Annotated in this window: 9 protein-coding genes; 7 read left to right on the forward strand and 2 right to left on the reverse strand. The window is 62.9% G+C overall.

Features of this window, described 5'->3' with window-relative positions; genetic code table 11:
* Nucleotides 1-10 precede the first annotated feature (10 nt).
* From creD to C7A17_RS13560, 6 genes are all read left to right on the forward strand, one after another.
* Nucleotides 11-1,348 (forward strand): cell envelope integrity protein CreD, encoded by a 1,338-nt coding sequence (creD, locus tag C7A17_RS13535; RefSeq protein ID WP_106738529.1) that lies wholly within the window; start codon nt 11-13, stop codon nt 1,346-1,348.
* 48 nt (nt 1,349-1,396) lie between these two features.
* On the forward strand, nt 1,397-1,699 hold the full coding sequence (locus tag C7A17_RS13540) for a hypothetical protein (RefSeq protein WP_106738530.1): 303 nt from the start codon (nt 1,397-1,399) through the stop codon (nt 1,697-1,699).
* 144 nt (nt 1,700-1,843) lie between these two features.
* A complete protein-coding gene (locus C7A17_RS13545) occupies nt 1,844-2,638 on the forward strand; it encodes a PA3715 family protein (RefSeq protein ID WP_106738531.1) in 795 nt (264 codons plus the stop codon).
* 69 nt (nt 2,639-2,707) lie between these two features.
* On the forward strand, nt 2,708-4,015 hold the full coding sequence (trhP, locus tag C7A17_RS13550) for a prephenate-dependent tRNA uridine(34) hydroxylase TrhP (protein ID WP_106738532.1): 1,308 nt from the start codon (nt 2,708-2,710) through the stop codon (nt 4,013-4,015).
* 158 nt (nt 4,016-4,173) lie between these two features.
* Nucleotides 4,174-4,485, forward strand: a complete 312-nt coding sequence (locus C7A17_RS13555; protein WP_106738533.1) for a DUF485 domain-containing protein — start codon at nt 4,174-4,176, stop codon at nt 4,483-4,485.
* Complete coding sequence (locus C7A17_RS13560; protein ID WP_106738534.1) at nt 4,482-6,140, forward strand: cation acetate symporter; 1,659 nt, start codon at nt 4,482-4,484, stop codon at nt 6,138-6,140. The genes C7A17_RS13555 and C7A17_RS13560 overlap by 4 nt, the downstream gene beginning before the upstream one ends.
* A 229-nt stretch (nt 6,141-6,369) precedes the next feature.
* Here the strand turns inward: C7A17_RS13560 and C7A17_RS13565 are convergent, their stop codons facing one another.
* Together C7A17_RS13565 and C7A17_RS13570 are read right to left on the reverse strand one after the other, a co-directional pair.
* Nucleotides 6,370-7,077 carry a 3'-5' exonuclease gene (locus C7A17_RS13565; protein ID WP_106738535.1) on the reverse strand — a complete coding sequence of 236 codons (708 nt, stop codon included), beginning with the start codon at nt 7,075-7,077 and terminating at the stop codon, nt 6,370-6,372.
* Entirely contained in the window at nt 7,074-9,005 is a 1,932-nt protein-coding gene (locus C7A17_RS13570) for a putative nucleotidyltransferase substrate binding domain-containing protein (RefSeq protein ID WP_106738536.1), read from the reverse strand. Before C7A17_RS13570 ends, C7A17_RS13565 begins: the two co-directional genes overlap by 4 nt.
* 212 nt (nt 9,006-9,217) lie before the next feature.
* On the opposite strand from C7A17_RS13570, the gene C7A17_RS13575 reads away from it, so the two are divergent.
* The gene (locus C7A17_RS13575) at nt 9,218-11,275 is read left to right on the forward strand and encodes an LTA synthase family protein (RefSeq protein WP_106738537.1); all 2,058 of its coding nucleotides are present in this window, start codon (nt 9,218-9,220) and stop codon (nt 11,273-11,275) included.
* The last annotated feature ends 1 nt before the right edge of the window (nt 11,276 follow it).

Here is an 11,276-nt window from a genome sequence, read left to right on the forward strand (position 1 = left end):
GAGCCGTACCATGACCCGTACCCTGGGCTTCAAGCTGGGCGCCATTGCCCTGCTGATCCTTCTACTGATGATTCCCCTGTTGATGATCGATGGTCTGGTCGATGAGCGTCAGGGCCTGCGCTATCAGGTGTTGCAGGACATCGCCCGCAGTTCCAGCTACCGCCAGCAGATCACCGGGCCGATCCTGGTCCTGCCTTACGTCAAGACCACCCACGAGTGGAAGACCAACGAGAAGACCGGTGAGCGCTACACCGAGGAGCGTCAGCGGCGTGGGCGTCTGTACTTCCTGCCCGAGCGCTTCGTGCTCGAAGGGCAGGTGAACACCGAGTTGCGTGCCCGTGGCATCTACGAGGCGCGTCTGTATCGCAGTGATAGCCAGGTCAGTGGCCAGTTCCGCCTGCCAGCGCGTCTCGGCCTGGGCGATGAGCTGGGTTTCTATCGCTTCGACGCGCCCTTCCTCGCCGTGGGGATCAGCGATATCCGTGGGATCAGCAACGACCTCAAGCTGAGCCTGAATGGCCAGACCCTGAGCTTTGCGCCCGGTACCAACGACAACCGCTTTGGCGATGGCGTGCATGTGATGCTGCCTGCGCTGGACAGCCAGGGCGGGCAGTCGCTCGACTTCGCTTTCGACCTCAAGCTGCAGGGCACCGAACAGCTCGGTGTGGTGCCGGTGGGGCGCGACAGCCGCGTCAGCCTGAAATCCGACTGGCCGCACCCGAGCTTTGTCGGCGAGTACCTGCCGAGTCGTCGCGAGATCACCACCCAGGGTTTCAGCGCCGAGTGGCAGACCAGCTTCTTCGCCACCAACCTCGAGGAAGCACTGCGCAGCTGCGCCAGCGAGAGCCAGTGCCAGGGCCTGTTCGGCCGCAGCTTCGGCGTCAGTTTCGTCGACCCGGTGGATCAGTACCTGAAGACCGATCGCGCGATCAAATACGCACTGCTGTTCATTGCCCTGACCTTCGCCACCTTCTTCCTCTTCGAGGTGCTCAAGCGCCTGGCCGTGCACCCGGTGCAATACGCCCTGGTCGGCCTGTCGCTGGCGCTGTTCTACCTGCTGCTGCTGTCGCTGGCCGAGCACCTGCCATTCACCCTGGCCTATGGCATATCGGCGGGAGCCTGCGTGGGTTTGATCGGCTTCTACGTCAGCTTCGTGCTGCACAGCTGGCAGCGCGGTCTGGGCTTTGGCGCCTTGCTGGCGGCGCTGTACGGGATGCTGTTCGGCCTGCTCAGCGCCGAGGACTACGCGCTGCTGATGGGCTCGCTGCTGGTGTTCGGCGTGCTCGGTAGCGTGATGGTACTGACCCGCAAACTCGACTGGTACGGCGTCGGTCGCACCGCCGCCTGAATCTGATCGGCGCGGCGCTGGCCGCGCCGCCTTTCTGGAGAAAATCCCATGCGTCTTCTCATGCAGTTTTCCGCTTGCCTGGGGCTTGGCCTGGTGGTGGCGGTAATGATCCTCATCGGCCTGATGTTCTGCGGCTGGTTCAACCTGATCGACGGCCTGTTACTGACCGGCAAGCCGCTCGCGAGCCTGAGCCTGGTGCTGCTGCCGGAGGGCTTCTGGAGTGCCCTGACCGGCATACAGGATGCGGCCAACAATGGCACGCTGCGCTCCTTCCTGTCGCTGTGCGCGGCGCTCGGCCAGGTCGGCCTGCTGCTGGCGCTGGGCTTCATGCGCCTGTGGTATCGGGCATGAGCGGGCATATCGGTTTGCGCGAGGAGGCGCGCGCCGGGCACCTGCTGGCTGTGCGCATCGGCTGGTTGTTTCGTGACGCCTGGCATGGGCAGGTTGTCGGTGCTGACGTAGACTCGCGGCCCGATGACTCGGAGGAACTCAAGGATGAAAGCCACGCTCTTCATGGCGCTCGCGGGCCTGCTGTTGGCCACTGCGGCGCAGGCCGATGATTGCCGCCAGCAACTGCCCGCCTGGATCGAGCAGGCGCATCCCGGCCAGGCGCAGGGAAGGGGGCTGGAGGATGAGCGCGGCCGCTATCGGGTGGCTGCTGAACAGAGCATCTGCAAGGTCTGGCCGGCGCGTCCGCACCTGACGCTGGTGGCATTACTGCTGGTGCGCGAAGAGGAAGACGATTACGGCGAGGCCGATCTGGAAGTGCTGGTGTTCGAGAGTGCCAGGCAAACCTTGGTGGCGCGTCTGGTCGAACCGAATCGGCTGGATTGGGACGCGGTCTACGTCGACGCGATGACGTTCGACACCGCTCCCTACCGTCTGCGCGGCGATGATCTGGCGTTCGGTGTGCGTATCGCGCGGCGTGGTAGCTCGCGCGTCAATCCGTTTTACGAAACCCAGCTCAATCTCTATGAAGTCGATGCCGAGCGACTGCGCCCGCTCATACGCGAGTTGCCGATAAGCGACTCCGGCGGCGAGTGGGATGGCAATTGTTCGGGCGAGTTCAGCGACACCAAGCGTGTGCTGATCGTGACCGAGCGCATGGGGAACAAGGGCTATCGTGATCTGCTGCTCAAACAGACACGGGTGGAACACCGTCAGTCAGAAGTGGCGGGTGAGTGCGAGACGGTTGAAGAACGCACCCATCGGGCGGAGTTCTCGATCCAGTACGACGAAGACCGCTATCTGCTACCGATAGAGTTCGTGTCGGAGCCTGGCGTGCCATAGATACAGATCAATAAATCAGCCCCGGAGCCCTCCTAGAATCGCCGGCTTTGCCTTGCAAGCAGGTGCTCCATGCTTTCCCGTCCCGAACTGCTGTCGCCGGCCGGCAGCCTGAAGAACATGCGCTACGCCTTCGCCTACGGCGCCGATGCGGTATACGCCGGCCAGCCGCGCTACAGCCTGCGCGTGCGCAACAACGAATTCGACCACGCCAACCTGGCCCTCGGGATCGCCGAGGCACATGCCCAGGGCAAGCAGTTCTACGTGGTGGTCAACATCGCCCCGCACAACGCCAAGCTCAAGACCTTCCTCAAGGATCTGGAGCCGGTGATCGCCATGGCGCCCGACGCGCTGATCATGTCCGACCCCGGCCTGATCATGCTGGTGCGCGAGCACTTCCCGCATATGCCGATTCACCTCTCGGTACAGGCCAATGCGGTGAACTGGGCCAGCGTCGAATTCTGGCGCCGCCAGGGCCTGACGCGGGTGATCCTCTCGCGTGAGCTGGCGCTGGAGGAAATCGAGGAGATCCGTCTGGCCGTGCCGCAGATGGAGCTGGAGGTGTTCGTCCATGGCGCGCTGTGTATGGCCTATTCCGGCCGTTGCCTGCTATCGGGCTACATCAATCGCCGTGACCCCAATCAGGGCACCTGTACCAACGCCTGCCGCTGGAAGTACGACGCCACGCCGGCCAGGGAGAACGAGACCGGCGATATCGTGCAGGTAATCGAGCCGACGCTGGGGCAGGGCGCACCGACCAGCCAGGCGTTCCTGCTGGAAGAGGCGAGTCGGCCTGGTGAGCAGATGGCGGCCTTCGAGGACGAGCACGGCACCTACATCATGAATTCCAAGGATCTGCGCGCGCTGCAGCATGTACCGCGCCTGGTGGCCATGGGTGTGCATTCGCTGAAGATCGAGGGACGCACCAAGAGCCACTTCTACTGCGCACGGACGGCGCAGGCTTATCGTCGTGCCATCGATGATGCGGTGGCCGGGCGCGCGTTCGACATGAACCTGATGGGCGACCTCGAGTCACTGGCCAATCGTGGCTACACCGAGGGTTTCCTGCGCCGCCACGTGCATGACGAGTACCAGAATTACCAGCGCGGCAATTCGCAAGCCGATCGGCAACAGTTCGTCGGCGAGCTGACGGGCGAACGGCGTGGGGAGTTGGCGCAAGTGCTGGTGAAGAACCGCTTCGAGGTGGGCGACGGCATCGAGTTGATGACGCCGCAGGGCAATCACCGATTCACGCTCGAATACATGGAAAATATCCGTGGTGAACGCACCGCTGTCGCGCCAGGTGATGGCCATCGGGTCTACCTGCCCGTGCCAATAACCGGCGACCTCCGTCATGCCCTGATTTTGCGTGATCTCTAGCCCCCGACCTTGGTCGTATATTTTGTTACAACCCCCTTGAGAACGCTGGATAAGCCTGTTCTAGAGGTGTTCGCGTAATACTAAAGTCGTCTGTCGCGTGCGTATGGCAAGCCTAGAGTACGGCTCACCAGCCCCCCTCTGTCGAGGATAAAAATAAAATGCACGACGATACTTACGCGCGGATTCAGGCGAATCCGCATTTCAAGGATCTGGTAGCCAAGCGTGATCGTTTCGCTTGGACACTGTCCGCCATCATGTTGAGCCTGTACGTGGCCTTCATCCTGCTGATCGCCTTCGAGCCGCAGGTGCTCGGTGCGCGCATCAGCCCCGATTCACCGATCACCTGGGGCATCCCCATGGGCGTAGGGCTGATTCTCTCCGCCTTCATCCTGACCGGTGTCTATGTTTTCCGCGCCAACGGTGAGTTCGACGCCCTCAACCAGGCCGTGCTCGATGAGGTGCAGAAATGATCGCCCGTCTCCTGACATTCGCAGTTCTGCTGCTCACCAGCTCGGCCCTCTGGGCGGCTGGCGCCATCGAAGGCGATGTGCAGCGTCAGCCGATGAACACCTCGGCCATCATGATGTTCCTGGCCTTCGTCGGCGGCACCCTGTACATCACTTACTGGGCGTCCAAACGCAACACCTCGACCTCCGACTTCTACACCGCTGGCGGCAGCATCACCGGTTTCCAGAACGGTCTGGCCATCGCTGGTGACTACATGTCGGCGGCGTCCTTCCTGGGTATTTCCGCCCTGGTGTTCACCAGCGGTTACGACGGCCTGATCTACTCTATCGGCTTCCTGGTCGGCTGGCCGGTGATCCTCTTCCTGATCGCCGAGCGCCTGCGCAACCTGGGTAAATACACCTTCGCCGACGTGGCTTCCTATCGTCTCAAGCAGAAGGAAATCCGTACCCTGTCCGCCAGCGGTTCGCTGGTGGTGGTGGCCTTCTACCTGATCGCGCAGATGGTCGGTGCCGGCAAGCTGATCGAGCTGCTGTTCGGCCTGGACTACCACGTCGCCGTGATCATGGTCGGTGTGCTGATGGTGCTGTATGTGCTGTTCGGCGGCATGCTGGCCACCACCTGGGTACAGATCATCAAGGCGGTGATCCTGCTGTCCGGTGCCTCGTTCATGGCGCTGATGGTGATGAAGCACGTCAACTTCGACTTCTCCATGCTGTTCTCCGAAGCCATCAAGGTGCATGAGAAAGGCGAGGCGATCATGAGCCCCGGCGGCCTGGTGAAGGATCCGATTTCGGCGATCTCCCTCGGCCTGGCGCTGATGTTCGGTACTGCGGGTCTGCCGCACATCCTCATGCGCTTCTTCACCGTGAGCAATGCCAAGGAAGCCCGCAAGTCGGTGTTCTACGCGACTGGCTTCATCGGTTACTTCTACATCCTGACCTTCATCATCGGCTTCGGCGCGATCCTGCTGGTCGGCACCAACCCGGACTTCCGCGATGCCGCGGGCGGCCTGATCGGTGGTAACAACATGGCGGCGGTGCACCTGGCCAACGCCGTGGGCGGCAGCATCTTCCTGGGCTTCATCTCGGCCGTGGCCTTCGCCACCATCCTCGCGGTGGTTGCCGGTCTGACCCTGGCAGGCGCCTCTGCCGTGTCGCACGACCTGTACGCCAGCGTGTACAAGAAGGGCAAAGCCAACGAGAAAGATGAGCTGCGCGTATCGAAGATCACCACCCTATGCCTTGGCGTTCTGGCCATCGTTCTGGGCATCGCCTTCGAGAAGCAGAACATCGCCTTCATGGTTGGCCTGGCTTTCTCCATCGCGGCGAGCTGCAACTTCCCGGTGCTGTTCCTCTCCATGTACTGGAAGAACCTGACCACCCGTGGCGCCATGATCGGCGGCTGGCTGGGCCTGATCACCGCGGTCACCCTGATGATCCTCGGCCCGACCGTCTGGGTCTCGGTACTGGGTAACGCCAAGGCGATCTTCCCGTACGAGTATCCGGCGCTGTTCTCCATCACCGTTGCCTTCATCGGTATCTGGTTCTTCTCGATCACCGACAAGTCCACGGCTGCCAACGACGAGCGTGCACGCTTCCTGCCGCAGTTCGTTCGTTCGCAAACCGGCCTGGGTGCCAGTGGTGCAGCTGCTCACTGATTCCTGACGCGGTAACAACAAGGGCAGCCCTCGGGCTGCCCTTTTTCGTTGTGGGCACAGGGGAGTTCCGTGCTTATCGGGGAATGCGTGGGATTCGGTGCGCACGGCGCACCCTACTGGGGGATCAACTTGCGAGCGCTCAAGGAGTATGGTGCGCTGCGCGCACCGGGCGCTGGTCAGGCGACAGCTCAGCTGGACAAGAGCGCGTGTACCTGGCGTGGAGATAGGGTCAGAGCGACATTGCCTGCTGGCGCCGACGGCGGCTGGAGAGGCGACGCTCCAGCTCGATCAAACTGTCCGCGCCCTGGCGGCGAGCCTTGCTGAACAGCATCAGGCTCAGCTCGGCGGTGACCAGGGCATCGGCGCTGGCGTGGTGACGTTGTTGCACCTGCAGGCCGAACTCGGTGATCCACTTGTCCAGGCCGCCCTGGCGAATACGTGATTGCGGACAGAGCAGCGGGGCGATTTCGGCGACATCGAAGAAACGATGCTGCAGGCGATAGCCCAGGCTTTGTTTCAGGGCGCCAGCCAGCATGCGTCGGTCGAACTCGGCATGGAAGGCCAGCAACGGGCTGTCGCCGACGAACTCCATGAAATCCAGCAGTGCTTGGGCAGGGTCGACGCCGCGGGCCACTTCGCCCGGCGCGATGCCGTGAATCAGGGTGCTGGCGCTGGCGTGATGATCCGGGCGATGCAGGGTACGTTCGAACTGCTGGCCGAGGTCGATGGCACCGTTCTCGATCACCACCGCGCCGATCGACAAGACCAGGTCGCGGCGCATGTTGAGGCCGGTGGTTTCCAGATCGAGCACGACGAAGCGCTGCTCGCGCAGCGGACGCTCGTCGAGGGGCGCGGGTTCGGCCAGGGCCTGGCGGCGCTCCAACTGCTGCTGGGTCAGGGCCGGGCCGCGGCCGCTGAACCAGTTGAACTTGCTCATAACTGATACCTCAGTGCCAGGCTGCTTTGCAGGCGCTGGGCCTGGCGGAAGGATTCGCGCAGGATACGTCGATCCAGCAGGTTCAGGCTGTCCGGGTCGAGTCGGTTGGAGTAGGGGCGCTCGTCGCGCGCCTGCAACTGGTGTTGCTGCATGCGCGTCTGTTGAATGAAGTGATAGGCCTCTTCGAAAGCTGCGCCGTCCTGGGCGTCGATCACACCCTTGGCGATCAGTGCGCGCAGTCGCTCCAGCGTGCCGACCGCGCCAATACCATTGGCCAGGGCGAGCAAGCGCGCGCCATCGACGAAGGGCGTCAGACCTTGCACCTTGAGATCCAGGGTGTCCTTGTCGGCTCCGGAGCGGGCCACCACGAAGTCGCGAAAACGTCCGACTGGTGGGCGCTGGCGCAGCGCATTTTCGGCCAGCATGCGCTGGAACAGGTTGTTGTCGCCCACGTGCAGAAGCAATTCATGGCGCAGTTGTTCGCAGCCATCCAGCGGCCCCCAGATCGCCCGCAGGTCGAAGTAGATCGACGAACCCAGCAGGTTTTCCGGGGTGGCTTCCAGCACGAAGCGACTGAAGCGACGTGACCACTCCTGGCGCGACAGGCACAGCTCGGGGTTGCCAGCCATGATGTTGCCCTTGCACAGGGTGAAGCCGCAGCGGCCCAGGCGCTGGTTGATTTCTGCGGCAAGTGGTAACAGCCGTCCACGAATGAGGGCTGCTTCGGCCGCGTCGGCTGCTTCGAAGAGGATGCCGTTGTCCTGATCGGTATGCAGGGTCTGCTCACGGCGCCCTTCGCTGCCGAAGCACAGCCAGGTGAACGGAATGCCGGGGTCGCCCATTTCTTCGAGGGTCAGTTCGATCACCCGGCACACGGTGTGGTCGTTGAGCAGGGTGACGATGTGGGTGATCTGCGTCGAGCTGGCGCCGTGGGCCAGCATGCGGTCGACCAGCAGGCGGATGTCGCTGCGCAGCCCGGCCAGGGTCTCGATCTTGCCGGCATGGCGGATGGTGCGCGCCAGGTGCACCAGATCCACACGTTGCAGGCTGAACAGGTCACGCTCGGAAATCACCCCGCACAGTTGTTCGTTCTCTACCAGGCAGACATGGGCGATATGCCGTTCGGTCATGGCGATGGCGGCATCGAACGCGCTGGCGTCCGGTGCCAGGTAGAACGGGCGGTGGGTCATCAGGTTGGCGATTGGCTGGGCCAGGTCGATGCCATCTGCCACGACCCGGCGCAGGTCGCGCAGGGTGAAGATGCCAAGCGGATGGCGCTTGTCATCGAGAATCACGATGCTGCCGACATGTTGCTCGTGCATCAGGCGCACGGCATCGCGCAGTGGCGTATCCGGAGTGCAACCGATGGGCTGCCGCATGGCCAGCTCACCCAGGCGCGTGTCCAGCGAATACTGTGCGCCGAGGGTTTCCACCGCGCGCAATTGCACCTGCTGGTTGACCTGATCGAGCAGGCTGCTGACGCCACGCAGGGCGAAGTCGCGCAGGGGGTTGGAAATGGCGAACAGCTTGATGAAGGCGTGCTTGGCCAGCAGCAGGCAGAACGTCTCTTCCGCAGCCAGGTGCTCGGTGCGCGTGGCACGTTCGCCGATCAGCGCGGCGAGGGGAAAGCACTCGCCAGCAGTGATCTCGAAGGTGGTCTCGGTGCCGCGTCTGGCCGAGTGCGGTCGTTCGCCGTGCACCCGGCCCTGTTTGACGATGTAGAAATGCTCGACCACGCCGTCGCTCGGCTTGATGATCGATTCGCCTTCATCGTAGAAGCGCAACTGGCAATTCTCGACCAGGTAGGCCAGGTGGGCGGTGTCCATCTGGTTGAACGGCGGAAATTTCTGCAGGAATTCCATGGTGCCGTGGATGTTCTGCAGTACAGCCGTTTTGCCGGCCTGGGAGAGCGCGTCCGCTTTGCTCATGGAGCGGCCTCGTGGTTTGGGGAGAATGCCAGTGTGGCCAGGCCTGCGTACCTTGCCCATTGCACATAAGTAGTAGGGGTATTGCTTGAGACGAAAATTCTTCTCATTTGACGAAATTTTAACGTCTACTGATGCACACTGGTGACCCCTGATGCCGTGTCGCTTCCGTCGCCCGGCAGGCCAGGCTCTCCGCAGAATCGCAAGGCAGTCCAATGCAGTCATCCTCACTAGCAGGCAGACCGGCTACATCCATCAGTATCGGCAGTCATCTGGCATTCATTCTGGGCAGTGCCCTGTGCATGTTGCTGCTCTTCGCCCTGGCCCGTGCCGGGCTGTTGGCCTACAACCACGCGCTGATCGCCGACACGCCGAGCACCACCTTCGTCGAAGCCTTTGTCAATGGCGCACGCTTCGACCTGCGCCTGATCGTCTACCTGTGCGTTCCGCTGAGCCTGTCGCTGCTCAGTGTGCGAGCGATGCGGGCGCGGCGTCTGCACGTGGCCTGGCTGACCTTCGCTACCAGCCTGTGCCTGTTCTTCGCCGTGGTCGAACTGAACTTCTATCGGGAATTCCACCAGCGCCTGAACAGTCTGGTGTTCCAGTACATGCAGGAGGATCTGGGCACGGTCACCAGCATGATCTGGAATGGCTTCCCGGTGGTGCGCCTGCTGCTGGTCTGGGCATTGGCGACGCTGCTGCTGGCCTGGCTGTTCCGCCGTATCGAGCGCGCCACGCGGGCTCCTGAGCATGCCGTCGCCCCACGTTGGCCGGCGCGTACGGCGGTATTCGTGCTGTTCCTGCTGGTCTGCGTCGTGGCTGCGCGCGGCACCCTGCGTTCCGGCCCGCCGCTGCGCTGGGGCGACGCCTATACCACCGATTCCATGTTCGCCAATCATCTGGGGCTCAACGGTACCCTGACGTTGGTGGACGCGGCCTCGAACTACTTCTCCGATCATCGCGACAATAGCTGGAAGGCCACCCTGCCAGCTGCCGAGGCGCTGCAGGTCACCCGCGACATGTTGCTGACCCCGCGTGATCGATTGATCGACGCCGACCAGGCCGCCGTGCGCCGCGTTTACACGCCGCCTGCCGAAGGCCAGTTGCCGCAGGTGCGCAATGTGGTGGTGATCCTCATGGAGAGCATGGCCGGTCGCTACATCGGCGCCATGGGCAACCGCGATGGCATCACGCCGAATTTCGATGCGCTTGCCAAAGAAGGGTTGTTGTTCCAACGCGTGTTTTCCAACGGCACCCACACCCACCAGGGTATGTTCGCCACCATGGCCTGCTTCCCCAACCTGCCGGCGTTCGAATACCTGATGCGCATGCCCGAGGGCGGCCATCAGTTCTCCGGCTTGCCGCAACTGCTTAGTGCCCGGGGCTATGACGATGTCTACGTGTACAACGGCAGTTTCTCCTGGGATAACCAGTCCGGCTTCTTCGCCAACCAGGGCATGCGCAACTTCGTCGGCCGCGACGATTTCGTCGATCCGGTATTCATCGACCCGACCTGGGGGGTGTCCGATCAGGACATGTTCGCCCGTGGTGCTGACGAACTGGCGCGCCTTGGGAGCCAGGGAAAACCGTTCTATGCGTTGCTGCAGACGCTGTCCAACCACACGCCTTATGCCCTGCCTTCGAGCCTGCCGGTCGAGCGTGTCACCGGCCATGGCTCGCTGGACGAGCACCTGACCGCGATGCGCTACGCCGACTGGTCACTCGGCCAGTTCTTCGCCAAGGCGCGCCAGGAGCCTTATTTCAAGGACACCCTGTTCGTGGTGCTGGGTGACCATGGGTTCGGTAACGACGAACAGATCACCGAGATGGATCTGTCGCGTTTCAGTATCCCGCTGCTGTTGATCGGCCCCGGCGTGCAGGAAACCTTTGGTGGCAGCAGCAGCACCGTCGGCAGCCAGATCGATGTGGTGCCGACCATCATGGGCCGCCTTGGCCAGCCGGTGCAGCAGCAGTGCTGGGGCCGTGACCTGCTGGCGCTGCCACCGGGCGATGAGGGGTTGGCGGTGATCAAGCCGTCCGGCAGCGACCAGACGGTTGGCTTGGTGACCGGTGAGCGGATTCTGATCAAGCCGCGTGATCGCGAGGCGCGCTTGTTCCGTTACCAGTTGGGCCATGACGCCCGTGCAGAGGTGATCGATGACGCTCAGGCGCGCAGTGACCTGGAGCGCAAACTCTCGGCCTTCGTGCAGACGGCGACCGCCAGCCTGCTGGGCAACACCACAGGGGCAACGGCGGAGAAGGCGGCACAATAGC

The sequence above is a fragment of the Pseudomonas mendocina genome, from assembly GCF_003008615.1.
GTDB classification, from domain to species: domain Bacteria; phylum Pseudomonadota; class Gammaproteobacteria; order Pseudomonadales; family Pseudomonadaceae; genus Aquipseudomonas; species Aquipseudomonas mendocina_C.

Bases quoted from the DNA above. Each gene is read 5' to 3' on its own strand.
- C7A17_RS13540 (WP_106738530.1), top strand. From the start codon at position 1,397: ATGCGTCTTCTCATGCAGTTTTCCGCTTGCCTGGGGCTTGGCCTGGTG.
- creD (WP_106738529.1), top strand. From the start codon at position 11: ATGACCCGTACCCTGGGCTTCAAGCTGGGCGCCATTGCCCTGCTGATC.
- trhP (WP_106738532.1), top strand. From the start codon at position 2,708: ATGCTTTCCCGTCCCGAACTGCTGTCGCCGGCCGGCAGCCTGAAGAAC.
- C7A17_RS13545 (WP_106738531.1), top strand. From the start codon at position 1,844: ATGAAAGCCACGCTCTTCATGGCGCTCGCGGGCCTGCTGTTGGCCACT.
- C7A17_RS13565 (WP_106738535.1), bottom strand. From the start codon at position 7,077: ATGAGCAAGTTCAACTGGTTCAGCGGCCGCGGCCCGGCCCTGACCCAG.
- C7A17_RS13570 (WP_106738536.1), bottom strand. From the start codon at position 9,005: ATGAGCAAAGCGGACGCGCTCTCCCAGGCCGGCAAAACGGCTGTACTG.
- C7A17_RS13560 (WP_106738534.1), top strand. From the start codon at position 4,482: ATGATCGCCCGTCTCCTGACATTCGCAGTTCTGCTGCTCACCAGCTCG.
- C7A17_RS13575 (WP_106738537.1), top strand. From the start codon at position 9,218: ATGCAGTCATCCTCACTAGCAGGCAGACCGGCTACATCCATCAGTATC.
- C7A17_RS13555 (WP_106738533.1), top strand. From the start codon at position 4,174: ATGCACGACGATACTTACGCGCGGATTCAGGCGAATCCGCATTTCAAG.